Source organism: Streptomyces oryzae (assembly GCF_017676365.1).
In the GTDB taxonomy this organism is placed as follows: Bacteria; Actinomycetota; Actinomycetes; order Streptomycetales; family Streptomycetaceae; genus Streptomyces; species Streptomyces oryzae.
Genome location: NZ_JADKMA010000006.1, coordinates 1 through 15587 on the forward strand (window position 1 = coordinate 1; position 15587 = coordinate 15587).

Here is a 15587-nt window from a genome sequence, read left to right on the forward strand (position 1 = left end):
CTTCACCTGGAGAGTGCTTCTTTCACGCGACGACCTGGACCCTAGACAAGTCCCATCGTTGCAGGTCAGGAGCACTCTTCGCGTTTCTGATCACCCACCGGACGCCCCGCCGCGTGAAAGCGCGAGGTTAACGACTCGCAGCATCCGGCCCCCGGAAAAAGCACCGCCCGCTGTTGCCGCATCCGGCGGGCGCAGTCTGGAACGTTGACAGATCGCCGAACACCCCCAGGTAAAAGCTGAGTTCCCGAGCACGGGCGACACCAGCCAAGCCATTGCGGGCCTGCTGTCCCGCCAACGGACCGTGGACATGGGCCCGACACGGCAGATGTACCAGGCGTTTCTCTCTCATCGTCGCCGCGAACCTCCAGGACCGCGACGGCGCGAAACGCTCACTGCTGCGGACCCGCCTCGACCACCCGAGTGTCAAGAAGATCTGGGTTGACCAGGGCTTCGCCGGCCGTCTGGTCGACTGGACCGCCACGATCCTCGGCCGCGAACTGGGGATCGCCCGCAAGGCCCCTGACCAGCGGGGGCTTCCAGGTCCAGCCGAAGCGGTGGGCGGTTGAGCGCACATTCTCGTGGATGAACGCTCGCCGTCGCCTCGCCCGGGACTACGAGACCAGCCGGCCAGGTCGGAGACCGTGATCCGCTGGGCGGTGATCGGCATCATGGTCCGCCGCCTCACGCGAGGCCGACCAGTGACACGACAAGGACCTCGGCCCCTCTCCTGCGTCCTCAGCCCATGACGGGGACCGGCAAGCGGTCTGCTTGGATACGAATATGGACAACGGCGGTCACCAGGAATCAGGTCTTTCCAAGAGCGCGTGGAGCGATGCCGACTTTGAGGAGATGGGCTGGCACGACGCCACCATCCATGGCCTGTCAGTGCAGGCAACCCGGGAGATTCTGCCGCGGCTTCTCTTTGACCTCGACTACATCGTGCGCTGGGTCCACCCGGTCCCGCCGGCGACGCATTTCTCCTTCTGGGTGTCCCCCGCAACGCTCGTCTTCGAAGATGTCTGGGACCTTGAGGGGGACCTTGACTTCAAGCGCACGATCCCGGACCTGGAGATCAACGGTTTGCACCGTCTGGTGCCTGACGACGGCCGACAAGATCTGCCGCTCTGGCACATTGAGGGCCATGCGTTCGAATTGAAGTTCCGCGCGTCCGGATACCGCCAGTACTTCCGGCAGGCTCCGACGCTCATCTCTCAACAGGCACTGTCATACACAGAGCGTGGGGGTTGCGCCTTCACCGAGGTCGGCTTCAACTGAACAGTGACGCTCCGGACCCTCGATCGACGGGCAGCAACAGCAACCTCTCAACACGGCGCCGGCCAGATCTCAAACGCGGACTGAGCTTCTATGCCCTGGTGTTGGGCCCGCCCGAGTTGGCTTGGCGTTCGTGGCGGATGAAGCGCAGGGGGTGGCATCAGCCGGCTCCTGACCGAGCCCATGATCGGTGAGGCGGGTAGTTTCGGCCTCACCCGAGGCCACTTGACTCACCTCGAGGCTCGCTACTGCGCGTGACAATCGTGCGCGGCACCGTACGGCCCGGTACAACTCCATGCGAGCCATGGCATGGAATTGACGCGCGGCTGAGGGTCAAGGGGCCGTGGGTTCAAATCCCGCCGTCCCGACCGGAGAAAGAGCAGGTGAGGGCGGGTCTTCCGCGACAGGTGACCGCGGGGAAAGCGCTCGACGCTGCTCCAGAGTCTCCTCCCACAGCCGGGTGAGCCCCTGAACGAGGTCCCGCCGCATCGCGTCCGTGACGTGGGAGTAGTGGGCCTCTTGCAGCGCTTTCTTCGGGCACCAGCCGGTCACCGCGGGCTGGAAGACCCACGTGGCGCAGGTGCTCGTGGCCAAGGCCGGTGACGACCTCGTCCCAGTGGGTGGCGTCGCGGAGGGCGGCGGTGGAGATCCGCCCGCCCCTGGGCCCGGTGAACAGGCGGGCGTCGAGGTCAGGTCCTGCCGCGAGGAGGCGCTGGGTGACCAGGGGCCGGACCTCTTCGATCAGGGGGATCTTGCGGGCCCGCTTGCCCTTGGTGCCTTTGTCGATCAGCCCGCCCAGGGAGGGGTGGTCTGGCGGCGCACGGTCCAGATCCAGTTGGTGGTGTCGATGTCCCCCACCCGGACACCGGAGCTCGCCGATGCGGGCGGCGGTGCCGGCGGCGAAGATCACGACGTTGCCCCGGCCGAGGAACTGGCCGTTGCGACCTTTACACCAGGGCGCCGGCGAGGGTGGTAAGCGCGTTCCAGTCGGGCAGGGCCAGGGAGCGTGGGTTGTCGAGTTCGTCCTCGGCGCGGTCGTACTGGCCCTGCCAGCCGGTGACGCGGGCGGGGTTGGTGGTGATGATGCCGTTCCGCAGGGCCTGTTCCATGACCCGGACCAGGATGGCGAGACTGCTCTTGACGGTGGAACGTCCGCATTCATCGGCGATCCAGCCGTGCACGGTCCGGTCGACCGCCCCGGGGGTGATCATGCGTAGCGGTAGGTGGCCGAGCCAGGGCAGGACGCGCAGCCGCCAGCCGGCCAAGCAGGGGGCGTGGGTGGTGGTCTCCCAGGCCGCGCAGGATGAACGCCATGTTGCTGTTGCCGTATTCGGCCAGGCTTGCGGTGATCAGGGCTGGATCGAGGTCGCCTTTGGTGGCGTCGGCGAGCAGGGTCAGCCACCGGGTGATCAGCGCGGGGTCGATGCCGTTGCGGGTGCGGCCTCCAGCAGCAAGGAGGTCCAGGCGTATGCCTGTTGGGGGGTGCCGCGGGACTTCGAGGGGTCAGTCGCCGACCGCTGGCGGGATCGTGCCAACGCAGCCGGGCCCGGAAGGGCGCGGACCGGTCCTGCCGGTACTCGACGTCACCGTACGCCTCAAGCACGTTGGAGCTGGGGCCAGCCGCGGGGATCGCAGCGCTACTGCCAGGCGAAGCCGGGAGAATCGGGTCTGCCGCAGAGGGAGGAGAGTCATGGACGTGGTGTGCCGGCTCTGACAGGACTCACCACCTCCGCTGAAATCTCACCAGGGAGGCGACAGACACCGCCGGTCGATCACCGCCGGTCGATCACGTGCGGAGACGCGATGACGAACTTCCGGCAACCCGCCGTCCGGCAGGCAGGGTGGTGTGTCCGAGCAACGGCTGATCGGCCCGTCACGTCAGACGGCGGTGAAGCCGCCGTCTGCGGGTACCACGGCTCCGGTGATGAAGCTGGAGCGTGGTGAGGCGAGGAAGCAGAGGGCCTCGGCGATCTCTTCGGGCTGTGCGACTCGGCCCAGGGGCTGGGCGTCGGCGAACGATGCCAGGTAGGCGCGGCTGTCGGGGCGGATCGTGTCGAGGAAGTCCGTCTCGATGACGCCTGCGGCGACAAGGTTGGCGCGGATGCCCCATGGGCCGCCTTCGACGGCGAGCACCTTGGTCAGTTGGGCCAGGGCGCCCTTGGACGCGCTGTAGGCGGCGCCTTCGGGCAGGGCGACGGTACTGGCGTAGGACCCGGTGCTGACGATGGCCCCGCCACCCCGGCTCTGCATGGCTCGGAAGGCTTCTCGGGCGCAGAGGAAGGATCCGCGGGCGTTGACGGCCATCACGGTGTCCCAGTCTTCGGTGGTGGTTTCGGTGACGGGTTTGTTCAGGGTGCATCCGGCGTTGTTCACCAGGATGTTCAGTCCTCCGAAGGTGTCCAGCGCCGAGCGGACCGCGTGGACGGCGGTCTCCTCCCGTGTGATGTCGCCCCGCATCGCGAGTATGCCGGGGAATTCGTCCTGCAGGGTCGTGACGTCGGGACGCAGGTCGACGGCGACGACGCGGGCACCGCGGGCATGCAGCAGTGCCACGGTCTCCTTGCCCACGCCGCGCGCGGCCCCGGTGACCAGGGCGGTCTTCCCGGCGAACTCGGATGCTTCGGCAGACGCAGCGGTGGGCGTCATGATGAGGTCCTCTCGTAAAGATCGGGCTCGCGCGCAGCTTCCCGCGCCGGCTGTCTGGGCTGCTGTACGGTCACGCACTCACGAGGCAGACGGCACAGGAGATGAGCGCGCTTACCGGGCGTGCGCGTGGGAGGCGCCGTGGCGCCCGGCGGGGCGGGTTGCTCAGTGTGCGGTAAGGCCGCCGTCGACGACGAGTTCCGAGCCGGTGACGAAGGAGGAGTCGTCGCCGGCGAGGAAGAGGATCGCGGGGGCGACCTCATCGGCGCGGCCGGCTCGGCGCATGGGGGTGCGCTGGATGTCCGGCTGCTGGTCGCCCTGCTCGTCCAGGAGCTCCTGGATCATCGGCGTGGCGACCACTCCGGGATGTATCGAGTTGACCCGTACGCCCTGCCGGGCGTACTCGACCGCGGCCGTCTTGCTCAGCAGGCGTACGGCCCCCTTCGACGCCTGGTAGGCCGCGGCCGCGCCGCTGCCCACCAGGCCGAGGACGGACGAGGTGTTGATCACCGACGCCTTGCCGCTCGCTCGCAGCAGCGGCATCGCCGCCTTCATACCGAGCCAGGTGCCTTTCTGGTTCACGTCGACGACGTGGTTCCACACCTCCTCCCTCGTGTCCTCGATACCCGGCCAGTCCAGGATTCCGGCGAGGTTCACCAGCACGTCCAGCACGCCGAAACGGCCGCGTACGAGGGCCGTCACTTCGTCCCACTCCCGGGCGGAGGAGACATCGAGGAGGGCGGTGACCACCTCCGCGCCACCCGCCTCGATGCGCCGCGCCAGCTTCTGGAGGGGGTCCTGGGCGATATCGGTGATCACCAGCCGGGCGCCTTCTTGGGCGAAGAGTTCGGCGGTCGCCGCACCGATACCCCCGGTCGCGCCCGTGATCAGGGCCACCTTGCCCTCTAGACGTCGCGCGGTCATGAATACGGTCCTCCCATTGCATTGATACGTGAGTCGCCGACTGCTGCCTCGGGCCAGTCGGTCCGCCCTCAAAGGAGTCGGTCGCCCGACCGGACCAGCTGTTGCCCGGCCCCGCTACGACGACCTCTGCTCCCGGTGGAGCACGAGGTGCTCGTGGTAGAGCACTCCGTCGCGGATGTCGCCTGTGGCGATGAACCCGGTGTCGTCGACGTAGTCCAGGTGACTGCCGGTGACCGTGTACCGGCCGGTGTACGCGCCGGCCCGCTCGCCGCGCGCCTCGTCGTAACGGCCGTCCGGCAGCAGTTCCTGCCGGATGTGCCCATCCGCGGTCACCCACATACCGACCACATCCACGTGGCCGTCCTCGATCGCGGCCATGGCGGCCTCCTCTCCTCGAACGGTGCGGTCCCTCCCGCTCCACCGAGTCTGCGCAGGTCAGCGGCGACCAACCAGGACGCATGCTGCCTGGGTGCACCACACCCAGGCAGCCCACCGGCGCGCCGCCTAGCCTGAAGACATGGACGACAATCACCTGGGGGACTTCCTGCGCGCACGCCGCGCCGCCCTGCGCCCGCACGACGTCGGCATGCCGAGCCACGGGACCCGCAGAGTCGCCGGACTGCGCCGCGAGGAGGTCGCCGTCCTGGCCGGAGTGAACGCCGACTACTACACCCGCCTCGAACAAGGCCGCGAACGCAACCCCTCACCCCAGGTGATCGACGCCCTCAGCCACGCGCTGCACCTCGACGAGGACGCCGGGACGCACCTGTACCGGCTGGCCGGGGCCACGCCCGGCGACGACCGACTCTCGCCTCACTCCACCGGGCGCGTCAGCCCCGCCTTGCGACAGCTGATGGACGGCTACCCCAACACCCCGGCGTTCGTCATGAACCGAACCCTCGACCTCCTCGCGGTCAACGCGCTGGCCCAGGCCCTCTACTCGGCGTTCGCCCCGGCGGACAACCTCGCCCGCATGACCTTCCTCGACCCCGCGGGCCCTACCTTCTACACGGACTGGAACCGAGCAGCACAAGCCACCGTCGCCAACCTCCGCGAGGCGACCGGCTTCGAACCGGACAACCCACGACTACGCGAACTCGTCAACACCCTCACCGAGCACAGTACGGACTTCGCACGCCTGTGGCAGTCCCACACCGTGCGAGGCAAGACGCAGGACGCCAAACACTTCCTCCACCCGGACGTCGGTCCGCTCACGCTCACCTACCAGGCGTTCGACGTACGCGAAGCACCCGGCCAGCAACTCGTCATCTACCACGCCGAACCGGGCAGCCCCAGCGCCCACTCCCTCCACCTGCTCGGCTCCCTCCACGCCACCCGGCGCCAAGCCCACCCCCAGCACACAGCTGACCAGCCAACACAACCCGGAGACCCGCACCGATAGTGCGACTTCGCCTCAGCGCGCTTCATAAGTGGTCGCTCGTGAAACACCCGCCCGCCCGGCGGTCCGCCTGCTGCGATCATGTTTCATGCTCATGAAACGCTCCGGGGCGCGAGCGATGACTTCAAGCGCGCGGATGCCGACCCCGCCCGTACGCAAGCCGGGGTCGGTGTGGACCGAGCTGCCCCGGCCGGTGAGCGCCAGCACCGAGCCGGTCGGGCATGTCCGCCACGGCTACGCACGGGCCTCGACCGCCCGGCGGTCCCTCGACGCGCAGCTCGACTCCCTCGCCGAAGCGGGGTGACCCGGGTCGTCGTCTCGGAAAAGATCTCCACCCGCGCCACCCGGCCCCCCGAGTTGGAGGCCGCCGTGAAGCTCGCCCGGCAGATCCGGTCCTCCGGCGTCGCCGTGACCCTCGTCGTCCGCGAGCACAAGGGGCTCGGCCGCGGCATCGAACTCACCATGCTCGCCGAGGAACTGAAGGCGAGCCACATCGGCCTGGAGTTCCTCACCGGAGAACTGAAGGGCTCGCACGCCCCCTCCGGCATCGTGTTCACCGTGCTCACGGCCATGTCCGGCACGGAGCGCGAGTACATCCGCGATCCCACCCTCGAAGGCGACGAGTCCGCCCGCAAGCGCGGCAAGACCATCGAGGACGCGGGCGTCACCGACGAGGACATGCAGTCCATGGCCCTCCACCTACGCGACCAGGAGATGAGCCTGCGCGACATCGCCAAGCGACTCGTCCTCACCACCGGCACGAAGAAGGGCCAAACACCCCTCACCCGCCACCGTCATGCGGATGCTGCACGAACACGACGAACAGGCCGCCACAGCAGCAAGCCCGTACCCCGGGCTGGTTTGCGGCTGGTGTCTGAGCTAGGACTCCAGGGCCGAGACAGGGCACCCAGCCACCCCCGGAGGCCCCGGACACCTCGGCTTCGCCCCCTTACAAACACCGCACCGAACCAGCAGCGACAAGCCGCTGAACAGCCCCGAAAATGAGCCGCACACGGCGCTGCTCCGCCGAGCTCTGCGACCGAGTTCCCTTCGGCCGTTCCTGCAGTCGTAGGAGTCCTGTCACCGCAGCCTGCCGACCGGCCGGGTACCCGGGGGTGTGCCATGACCTGCTCGAATGCCGGGGCGTCACCGGCCTGGCCGGGTGTGAGGACGAGGGCCAGGGGGCGGCAGTGACTGTCGGCAGCCACGTGGATCTTGCAGGTCAGTCCACCGCGGGAGCGTCCAAGGGCATGGTCGTGCGGCTCGCTGGCCGGGGCCCCTTTTGACGGGCCCCGGCCGCGTGCTGGTGCGCGCGCACGATGGTCGAGTCGACCGCGACGGCCCAGTCCAGGTCACCCTCGGCGTCGGCCTGGGCCAGCAGCGCGGTGAACACCTTCTCCCAGGTGCCGTCAGCCGCCCACATGCGCAGCCGGTTGTGCACGCCCTTCCACCAGCCGAAACGCTCGGGCAGATCCATCCACGGTGTTCCGGTGCGGTACTTGAACGCGATCGCGTCGATCACCTGCCGATGATCCCGCCACCGCCCACCCCGCATCGGCGTCCGATCCGGTAACAGAGGCTCGATCCGCGCCTACTGCGCATCAGTCAACGACACACCCCGACCAACGCTCAGATGATCCGAACGAATCCGAAAGAAACGGCCTAGCCCCCCGGACCCGCTGATCGTGCCGCTGGTCGATCAGATGCGGGCCGAGGGGTCTGCCATCGAGTCGGCCTCATCGCCCTGGACCAAGGTGGGCTGAGGACCGCGGCACGAAACTTGCGGGCCTGGTGCGCCCGGGCAGGGTCTTGTCCGTCGCACTCTTCTGCCCCAGGCCGGATCCGGGGCGGTGGACCGGGCGATGCGCTCGCTCGGACTGTCCGGTGTCGTGCGCGGGCGAAGACCGCGAACCACGATCCCGAGCCCGGCCGACGTGCGGGCCGCGGACCTGCTGGACCGCGGGGGATGGGCCCTCAACCTCGCCGACCGGGCGAGTGGCCACGGGCCGAAATAGTTCAGCTTGTTGATCGCCCCCGCGACAACGTTAGCGCCTGTGCTTCTGGTACCGCTCGTCGAACCCTGGCGGCCGCTGCCGCGTGAACCCTCCGCAGGCGGGCCGTCTTGAGACCTTCTTCTCCCGGGATCATGTGCCGGATGCCGCGCCGGCGCAGATGGGCCCGCGTTCTTCGATTGCTGTAGGCCCTGTCAGCTGCGACGCTGTCCAAGGCGCGTCCTGAGCCCTCCGCTCCGGTACGCGGGACGCGGATCGTGGCGATCCCCACCGCACACTCCACTCCTCGCTCTCCCTGCGCAGGCGGTTTCGGGATCGGCAGGCGGCAAATCACGCGGAGAACCTACGACGCTTCCGGCCGAACTGCTCTGTGCACAACCTCATGTACGCAGGTCTCCTGCGATTCAGTCCTCGGGCGTCTCCTGGCTGACGACGATCTCCCGTTTGAGGATCTTGCCCGTCGCTCCCTTGGGGAGCGCTTCGGCGAACGTGACGATCCGGGGGTATTTGTAGGCAGCTACTCGCTGTCTGACGTGGTCACGTATCTGCTCAGCTGTGGCCTGGGCACCATCCCGGAGAGCCACGACGGCCGCTACCTCCTCTCCATGGACCTCGTGCGGGACGCCGACGACGGCGGCCTCGGCGACATCTGGGTGTTCGTAGAGCACTTCCTCGATCTCACGTGGGTAGACGTTGTATCCGCCGCGGATGATGAGGTCCTTCTTCCGGTCGACGATGAAGTAGTAGCCGTCCTCGTCAGCACGTGCGAGATCCCCACTGTGGAACCACCCGTCCCGGATGGCTTCTGCGGTTGCGTCCGGACGGCTCCAGTAGCCCTTCATGACATTCTCACCGCGGATCGCGATCTCACCGACTTCGCCCGGCCCGGCCGTGGTGCCGTCGTCCGCGACGAGCTTGAGTTCGACACCTCGGATGGGGAGCCCGATGGAACCGGCCTTGCGTGGCCGATCCGGAAGGTTGAAGGACGCAACCGGCGAAGTCTCCGAGAGCCCATAGCCCTCCAGCACAGTGACACCGAATTCGCGCTCGAAGTTGTGCAGCACTTCGACTGGCAGAGAGGCACCGCCGGAAACGGCCAGGCGAAGCCCGGAGAGGTCGTAGTCATCGGGGACCCCGGCACCGAGCAGGGCCGTGTACATCGTGGGGACGCCCAGGAAAATGGTGACCCTGTCCCGGTGCATGATCTCGAGCGCCTTGTCCGGCTGGAACCGCTGCAACAAGCTCAGGGTGGCGCCAGTAGCGACGGCGGTGTTGAGGGCACAGGTCTGCCCGAACGCGTGGAACATTGGCAGCCCGCCGAACAGTACGTCGTTCGGTCCGACGTGGAGCAGTGTCTCGGCCGCGGTGACCGCATTGGTCATCAGGTTGTGGTGGGTCAGCGCGGCGCCCTTCGGCGCTCCTGTCGTGCCCGAGGTGTAGAGGATCACGGCAGTGTCGTCCTGCGCCCGGTCCGCGACTTCGGGCACGGGTTCGGTGGCTTGCATCAGGGCGTCAAACGTGGCATCCGTGATCAGACATTCGACTCCGGTCTCGGCTGCCGCCTTCGCGGCCTCGTACCCGAAGGGCGGGAAGGCCAGTACGATCGCGGCCCCTGAATCCTGAAGGGCGAACGCGATTTCGCGAGCCTTCCACAACGGATTCATCGGCACCGCGATGCCGCCGAAGCGGAGAATGCCGTAGTACGCGACCAGGAAATCGGTGACGTTGGGCATGACCAACGCCACGCGGTCGCCGGGGCGGACGCCCTTGGCTCGCAGCAACGTGGCGATCCGGGCGCTGGTGTCGTTCAGTTGGGCGTAGGTGAGCACACGGTCGTCCTGGCGGACGGCGATGTGTTCACCGTCCGCCCAAGCCGATTCGGTCAGGAATGTCACGAGATTACTCATGTGGTTTTCCCCTGATCTGGGCGATTGACGGTCAGTCACCGAGGGCGGCGGGAGCCAGCAAGGCTCGGCGATCCTGTTGCCGCGATCACGTGGCGCTTCCGCTCAGGCTGACGAAGTCCTCAAACTCCGTGCGGGAGTGCAGCACTGCATGATTGCGAATGGCAGCCTTGCTCTGGTCTGGTAGCCGCGCGTTGCGGGATCTGCCGTGCTGCGGCCGGTGTCCCGCGTGACCGAGCATGTGGACCTGCGGCGTTCTTCGAAACAGGGGACACCCAGGTGCCGGCCCGGTCCCCGGAAGACCGCGCCGGCATTCCCTGCTGTAGCGCTCGCTGTGCCGCTCGACCGGAATGCGTTTGACGAGCACGAAGCCACGGCCGTTCTCCAGTACGCCGGCGACGCGTTCCATTTCGCCGGCCAGGGTCGGCAGCGGAAAGTCGTCGGCCGCCCAGCAGCAGCGGAAGGCTTCGCTCACGCGCCGCGCGCAGGACCGCTTCGAGTTCGCGGGTCTGCGTCGGGGAAGGCCGCAGAACCCACTCGCACGAGTCCGCCAGGTCTGGGCCGTTCCACACGGACGGCCCGGTGCAGGGCGGGCGCGCAACACGCTGAACACGCTCGTCATGGTGGCCTCTCAGGGTCGGATGCCCACTCCGCTGGATGTGCGTGCGGTTTTTCTCCGGGCTGGGGCCGGAAACTTAGACCGCCCTTTACCTTTCGTCGCGGAAGAACTCGCTTCCGCAGCACGGTCCTTGCGCCAAGAGGCCGGTGATCCGCATGGGATCCGCCGGCGTTTTCCAGGGGTGGTCAACGGGTTGAACAGTTTGCCATGGTGTTCTTGTCGATTTCCGATCGGCTGGGACTCCGAATCCAGGGGCGAGCTCCAGCGCAGTGGTGCAACGCTAGGTCACGGCTTGGGTCATCGCTTGACTTGACGTGACAGGTCACTTATCACTTGGGGACAGAGCCCTGGAGTGCGCTATGAAGCCTCTTGTCCGCAATGCCGCGCTGAGCAGCTACATCGAGGTCAGCCAGTCGCTCGGGATCGACCCGCGGTCCCTGATGAAACGCGTGGGCCTGGACCCCGTCGGCCTCGCGGTCCAGGACAGATGGATCTCCGGCGTGGCCGTGACCCAGCTGCTGGAGCTGTCGGCGGCGGCCTCACGCCGCGAGGACTTCGGCCTGCTCCTCGCCGAGCGCCGACGCTTCTCCAACCTGGGCCCCATCAGCTTGGTCGTACGTGAAGAACCAGATGTTCGCAGTGCGATCGAGCTTCTTGTCCGCCACGAGTACATGTACAACGAGATGCTCCATAGCCGGCTCTCCGAGGCGAGGGGTCTGGGCACGCTCAAGGTGAGCCTGGAGGTCGGTGAGGTCATGGCGGCCCGCCAAGGCATCGAGCTGACCGTGGGCGCTTTCCACCAGATACTCCGCGGATTCCTCGGTTCTCGCTGGCAGCCGGTTTCCGTGTGTTTCACACACGGCGCTCCAGCGGATGCGGGGACCCACCAGCGCATTTTCGGTCCCGTGGTGGAATTCGACCGGGAATTCAACGGAATCGTCTTCTACGCGAACGATCTCAACGCGCCCAACCCCATGTCCGACCCGCTGCTGCGGACCTACGCCAGGCAGTATTTCGATTCCATCGCAGTCTCGAGGGACACGACCGTGCTCGACCGCGTGCGCGATCTGATCGAAGTCCTGCTGCCGACCGGGCGCTGTTCGATCGAGCAGGTCGCATGCAGCCTCGGCGTCGACCGGAGGACCGTCCACCGGCACCTGTCGGCCTCGGGCGAGACGTTCTCCTCCCTCCTCAATATGACGCGTACCCAGCTCGCGGAGCAGCTCGTGGCCAACCCGCGCCGTTCGTTGACGGAGATCTCCGAACTGCTCGGGTTCTCCGCACCAAGCGCCTTCTCGCGCTGGTTCAGCGAGCGGTTCGGTTGCAGCCCGCGGGAGTGGCGCAACCGCAGGGCCAGGCAGCAGCCCTGCACGGAGGAATGACCGCCGGCGGTCCCCCACCGCCCTGGTCCCCAACTGATAAGTCATCTGTCACCAGCGGTTAAGCAACCTCGGCTGTCGGCACTTAACGTTGCAATACCGCAAGGGAGACCGTCGGCCTACGAAGCCGAGCAGGACCCCTGCCCGAGGCCGCATCTTCCCGGCACCCGCTGATGTGTCCGGGCTGTCCAGCGCGAGCCCGGGGCCCCGTCTGCACTCTCACACACCACTCCTCGCCGAGCCTCCCAGGCCCCGCATCGAAGGCAGCGATGCGTACAGCGAGTGAAACCCCGTCCGACAAAGGAGATGGACCGTGCACTTCTTCGACGACTCCCTGTATCCGGAGAACCAGGAGAAGCTGGTCATCCAGGCCGCGCCCTACGGGCCGGAGTGGCTTCCCGGCGACGCCGACGACCTCCCGCTCACCATGGACGAGCATGTGCAGGCGGCGGTCGACTGCTACAACGCCGGCGCCACGGTGTTGCACATTCATGTGCGCGAGTTGGACGGTCACGGCTCCAAGCGCCTCTCCATGTTCAACGAACTGATAGCCCGACTGCGCGAAGCCGTGCCGGATATGGTCCTCCAGATCGGGGGCTCGATCTCCTTCGCCCCCGAGGACGAGGGGGCCGACGCCAAGTGGCTCAGCTACGACACCCGCCACATGCTGGCCGAGATCACCCCCAGGCCGGACCAGGTCACCATCGCGATCAACACCAACCAGATGAACATCGTCGAGCTCTTCGACGACGAGGACATCGAGGGCACCTCGATCGCCAAACCGGCTTACTACAAGGCCTACCGGGACATGGTGGTCGAGGCCGGACCGGACTTCTACCTCGAACACCTCGAGCGGCTCCGCGGCAACGACATCCAGCCGCACTTCCAACTGGCCAACCTGGCACAACTGGAGACCGTGGAACGGCTGATCCGCAAAGGCGTCTACAGCGGGCCGCTGATACTCAACTACGTCGCCATCGGCGGTGGGTTCGCCGGCCGGCACCCGGCCGACCTGATCGAGTTCGTCCGCCGTGTCCCGGATGGCGCCGTGCTCACCATCGAGGCCTCCATGCGCGCGGTGGCGCCGATGAACGCGATCGGCATCGCCCTGGGCACGCACGTACGAGTGGGCAACGAGGACAACCTGTGGCGGCACAAGGGCGAGCGGATGTCGTCCGTGGAGCAGGTCGAGCAGATGGTCCGGATCTCGGAGGCGCTCGGCCGGGAGATCGCCACCGGGCAGGAGGCGAGGGGAATCTACAAGATCGGCGAATGGTATTCGGGCGCTGACGAGACTCTGGCCCACCTCGGCATGGTGCCCAACCGCCGCCCTGGCCGACGCGGCTCCATGCTGCGCGACGTCAAGCGCTGACCTGCATCCAACGAGTGGGCGGTCGCGGAACCGGCACGGCAGCCATCCAGCCGATCGGAGCCGGCTCACGACCGCCGCCACCCCACCCCGAGCGAACGGAGCAGGTCATGGCACACGCCATTCGCTTCCACGCAACCGGTGGCCCCGACGTCCTGCGGTGGGAGACCACCGACGTCGGCGCCCCGGGCCCCGGCGAGGTGCGCATCCGGCACATCGCCGTCGGACTCAACTTCGCCGACACCTACTTCCGCACCGGGCTGTATCCGGCTCCGCTGCCCGCGGGGCTCGGGGTTGAGGCTTCCGGCGTGGTCGAAGCCGCGGGCGAGGGCGTGGTCCACGTCGCCGAGGGCGACCGTGTGACCTACACGGGCAGCCCTCTGGGCGCTTACAGCACGGAACGCGTCATGCCCGCGGATTCGCTGATCAGGCTGCCCGACAAGATCAGCTGCGAGACCGCCGCCGCTATGACCATGCGCGGCCTGACCTCGGCCTACCTGTTGCGCCGGATCCACCCGCTGCAGTCCGGCGACACCGTACTGCTCCACGCGGCAGCGGGCGGAGTCGGCCTCATCGTCTCCCAGTGGGCGAAACTGCTCGGCATCACGGTGATCGGCACAGTCTCCAGCGAGGAGAAGGCCGAGATCGCGCGTGCCCACGGATGCGAGCACATCATCTACTACCGACGCGAAGACGTGGCCGAGCGGGTGCGCGAACTGACCGACGGAAAGGGTGTCCCGGTCGTCTTCGACAGCGTAGGCAAGGACACGATCGCCGGCTCGATGGCCTCGCTGCAGCGCCGCGGACTGCTGGTGTGCTTCGGTACGGCCTCCGGAGTCCCGCCGCTCGACGCCATGCAACTCGCCATCCACGGCTCGCTGTTCGTGACCCGGCCCGCGCTGGCCGACTACATCGCCGAGCCCGCGGAGCGGGGCGCCCTGGCCGGTGAACTGTTCGGCCACGTCGCGTCCGGACGCATCAAGATCGAAATCAATCAGCGCTACGCCCTTCAGGACGCGGTACAAGCACACCGCGACCTCGAAGCAGGACGCACCACGGGATCTTCCGTATTCGTCCTCTGAGCACACCGCGCCCCGAACATCACGGCACGCCACACTCAGGAGTGAGCACCATGGCCAAGACTGTCCACCCGAGGGGAGACGCGCCCGCCCTGGTGCGTCCCGACGTCCGACGCACCTCAATCACAGTTGAGCCGCTGACCTGCACCATCGGCGCCGAGCTCTTCGGCGCGAATCTCGGCGTCGCCGCGCGCGACGACGACCTGTTCGCCGCGATCAAGCAGTTGCTGTTGCGGTACAAGGTCCTCTTCCTGCGAGACCAGGACATCACCCGCGCGGAGCACGTTGCCTTTGCCGCACGCTTCGGTCTGCTGGAGGACCATCCGGTACTCGGCGGCGACCCGGACCACCCGGGGCTGGTCCGCATCTACAAAGACCTGGACAGCAAGCCCGAGCACTACGAGAACGCACTCCACTGCGACGGCACCTGGCGCGAATGCCCGCCCATGGGCGCCGTACTGCGCTGCGTGGAAACTCCCGACGTGGGAGGGGACACGATCTGGGTCAACATGGCTGAGGCCTACCGCAGGCTGCCGGAGCACATCAAGACGCAGATCTCAGGGCTGCGCGCACGGCACAGCGTCGAGGCGAGCTTCGGTGCCGTCATGCCGACCGAGCAGCGGCACAAGCTCAAGGCCCAGTACCCGGACGCGGAGCATCCGGTGGTGCGGACCCACCCGGAGACCGGCGAGCAGGTCCTGTTCGTCAATGCCTTCACCACACACTTCGTCAACCACCACACGCCCGAGAACGTGCGATTCGGCCAGGACCACGCACCCGGGGCGGGCAACCTCCTCAACTACCTGATCAGCCAGGCCGCGATCCCCGAGTACCAGGTGCGCTGGCGCTGGCAGAAGAACAGCTTCGCCATCTGGGACAACCGCTCAACTCAGCACTACGCCGTCCAGGACTACTGGCCCGCCGTCCGCAAGATGGAGCGCGCCGGAATCATCGGCGACAGCCCCTTCTGAACCCCGGGGCCGGAGA

General features: G+C 67.4%; 15 protein-coding genes and 2 pseudogenes. 10 read left to right on the forward strand and 7 right to left on the reverse strand.

Translation table 11 applies throughout. The features are described from left to right. Positions 1 to 531 precede the first annotated feature (531 nt). The 3 genes and pseudogenes from ITI46_RS34500 to ITI46_RS34505 form a co-directional block, all read left to right on the forward strand. Positions 532 to 618 (forward strand): annotated as a pseudogene (locus tag ITI46_RS34500) (transposase); the annotation flags it as partial. A 162-nt stretch (positions 619 to 780) separates the two neighbouring features. After that, positions 781 to 1275, forward strand: coding sequence for a hypothetical protein (locus ITI46_RS01945; RefSeq protein WP_209237521.1), 495 nt, complete (start codon positions 781 to 783; stop codon positions 1273 to 1275). Between the two features lie 568 nt (positions 1276 to 1843). Further along, positions 1844 to 2248 (forward strand): hypothetical protein, encoded by a 405-nt coding sequence (locus ITI46_RS34505; protein WP_247745331.1) that lies wholly within the window; start codon positions 1844 to 1846, stop codon positions 2246 to 2248. On the opposite strand, the gene ITI46_RS34510 is transcribed toward ITI46_RS34505, so the two are convergent. The 4 genes from ITI46_RS34510 to ITI46_RS01965 form a co-directional block, all read right to left on the reverse strand. Beyond that, complete coding sequence (locus ITI46_RS34510) at positions 2220 to 2483, reverse strand: hypothetical protein (protein ID WP_247745332.1); 264 nt, start codon at positions 2481 to 2483, stop codon at positions 2220 to 2222. The two genes, ITI46_RS34505 and ITI46_RS34510, sit on opposite strands and share 29 nt — an antisense overlap. Before the next feature lie 667 nt (positions 2484 to 3150). Then, positions 3151 to 3918, reverse strand: a complete 768-nt coding sequence (locus ITI46_RS01955) for an SDR family NAD(P)-dependent oxidoreductase (protein WP_209237523.1) — start codon at positions 3916 to 3918, stop codon at positions 3151 to 3153. Positions 3919 to 4080: 162 nt separating this feature from the next. Next, positions 4081 to 4839, reverse strand: coding sequence for an SDR family NAD(P)-dependent oxidoreductase (locus ITI46_RS01960; RefSeq protein WP_209237524.1), 759 nt, complete (start codon positions 4837 to 4839; stop codon positions 4081 to 4083). A gap of 114 nt (positions 4840 to 4953) precedes the next feature. Next, on the reverse strand, positions 4954 to 5217 hold the full coding sequence (locus ITI46_RS01965) for an Atu4866 domain-containing protein (RefSeq protein ID WP_209237526.1): 264 nt from the start codon (positions 5215 to 5217) through the stop codon (positions 4954 to 4956). Positions 5218 to 5356: 139 nt separating this feature from the next. Here ITI46_RS01965 and ITI46_RS01970 point away from each other — a divergent pair, with 139 nt between their 5' ends. The 3 genes from ITI46_RS01970 (at position 5357) to ITI46_RS01975 (ending at position 7243) form a co-directional block, all read left to right on the forward strand. Next, positions 5357 to 6241, forward strand: coding sequence for a helix-turn-helix transcriptional regulator (locus ITI46_RS01970; protein ID WP_209237528.1), 885 nt, complete (start codon positions 5357 to 5359; stop codon positions 6239 to 6241). 115 nt (positions 6242 to 6356) lie between these two features. Next, positions 6357 to 6542 carry a hypothetical protein gene (locus tag ITI46_RS34515; RefSeq protein ID WP_247745333.1) on the forward strand — a complete coding sequence of 62 codons (186 nt, stop codon included), beginning with the start codon at positions 6357 to 6359 and terminating at the stop codon, positions 6540 to 6542. Next, on the forward strand, positions 6539 to 7243 hold the full coding sequence (locus ITI46_RS01975) for a recombinase family protein (RefSeq protein WP_307808023.1): 705 nt from the start codon (positions 6539 to 6541) through the stop codon (positions 7241 to 7243). The genes ITI46_RS34515 and ITI46_RS01975 overlap by 4 nt, the downstream gene beginning before the upstream one ends. Positions 7244 to 7326: 83 nt before the next feature. Here the strand turns inward: ITI46_RS01975 and ITI46_RS01980 are convergent. The 3 genes and pseudogenes from ITI46_RS01980 to ITI46_RS01990 all read right to left on the reverse strand — a co-directional run. Further along, a pseudogene (locus tag ITI46_RS01980) lies at positions 7327 to 7823 on the reverse strand (IS5 family transposase); the annotation flags it as partial. A gap of 831 nt (positions 7824 to 8654) precedes the next feature. Beyond that, positions 8655 to 10157 (reverse strand): long-chain-fatty-acid--CoA ligase, encoded by a 1503-nt coding sequence (locus ITI46_RS01985; protein ID WP_209237532.1) that lies wholly within the window; start codon positions 10155 to 10157, stop codon positions 8655 to 8657. A gap of 85 nt (positions 10158 to 10242) precedes the next feature. After that, entirely contained in the window at positions 10243 to 10629 is a 387-nt protein-coding gene (locus ITI46_RS01990) for a hypothetical protein (RefSeq protein WP_209237533.1), read from the reverse strand. Positions 10630 to 11132: 503 nt separating this feature from the next. Between ITI46_RS01990 and ITI46_RS01995 the strand changes: the two genes are divergently transcribed. The 4 genes from ITI46_RS01995 to ITI46_RS02010 all read left to right on the forward strand — a co-directional run bounded on the left by ITI46_RS01995 (position 11133) and on the right by ITI46_RS02010 (position 15571). Then, positions 11133 to 12155: an AraC family transcriptional regulator gene (locus ITI46_RS01995; RefSeq protein WP_209237535.1), complete on the forward strand. Its 1023-nt coding sequence runs from the start codon at positions 11133 to 11135 to the stop codon at positions 12153 to 12155. 310 nt (positions 12156 to 12465) lie between these two features. Then, the gene (locus tag ITI46_RS02000) at positions 12466 to 13524 is read left to right on the forward strand and encodes a beta-keto acid cleavage family enzyme (RefSeq protein ID WP_209237537.1); all 1059 of its coding nucleotides are present in this window, start codon (positions 12466 to 12468) and stop codon (positions 13522 to 13524) included. Between the two features lie 107 nt (positions 13525 to 13631). Further along, positions 13632 to 14603 carry a quinone oxidoreductase family protein gene (locus ITI46_RS02005; protein WP_209237539.1) on the forward strand — a complete coding sequence of 324 codons (972 nt, stop codon included), beginning with the start codon at positions 13632 to 13634 and terminating at the stop codon, positions 14601 to 14603. Positions 14604 to 14653: 50 nt separating this feature from the next. Further along, on the forward strand, positions 14654 to 15571 hold the full coding sequence (locus ITI46_RS02010) for a TauD/TfdA dioxygenase family protein (RefSeq protein ID WP_209237541.1): 918 nt from the start codon (positions 14654 to 14656) through the stop codon (positions 15569 to 15571). The last annotated feature ends 16 nt before the right edge of the window (positions 15572 to 15587 follow it).

What these genes read in the sequence shown, in the direction of transcription:
- ITI46_RS01945 (WP_209237521.1), top strand. Translation starts at nt 781, where the DNA reads ATGGACAACGGCGGTCACCAGGAATCAGGTCTTTCCAAGAGCGCGTGG.
- ITI46_RS01965 (WP_209237526.1), bottom strand. Translation starts at nt 5,217, where the DNA reads ATGGCCGCGATCGAGGACGGCCACGTGGATGTGGTCGGTATGTGGGTG.
- ITI46_RS34515 (WP_247745333.1), top strand. Translation starts at nt 6,357, where the DNA reads ATGACTTCAAGCGCGCGGATGCCGACCCCGCCCGTACGCAAGCCGGGG.
- ITI46_RS02010 (WP_209237541.1), top strand. Translation starts at nt 14,654, where the DNA reads ATGGCCAAGACTGTCCACCCGAGGGGAGACGCGCCCGCCCTGGTGCGT.
- ITI46_RS01970 (WP_209237528.1), top strand. Translation starts at nt 5,357, where the DNA reads ATGGACGACAATCACCTGGGGGACTTCCTGCGCGCACGCCGCGCCGCC.
- ITI46_RS01955 (WP_209237523.1), bottom strand. Translation starts at nt 3,918, where the DNA reads ATGACGCCCACCGCTGCGTCTGCCGAAGCATCCGAGTTCGCCGGGAAG.
- ITI46_RS02005 (WP_209237539.1), top strand. Translation starts at nt 13,632, where the DNA reads ATGGCACACGCCATTCGCTTCCACGCAACCGGTGGCCCCGACGTCCTG.
- ITI46_RS01960 (WP_209237524.1), bottom strand. Translation starts at nt 4,839, where the DNA reads ATGACCGCGCGACGTCTAGAGGGCAAGGTGGCCCTGATCACGGGCGCG.
- ITI46_RS34510 (WP_247745332.1), bottom strand. Translation starts at nt 2,483, where the DNA reads ATGATCACCCCCGGGGCGGTCGACCGGACCGTGCACGGCTGGATCGCC.
- ITI46_RS01995 (WP_209237535.1), top strand. Translation starts at nt 11,133, where the DNA reads ATGAAGCCTCTTGTCCGCAATGCCGCGCTGAGCAGCTACATCGAGGTC.
- ITI46_RS01985 (WP_209237532.1), bottom strand. Translation starts at nt 10,157, where the DNA reads ATGAGTAATCTCGTGACATTCCTGACCGAATCGGCTTGGGCGGACGGT.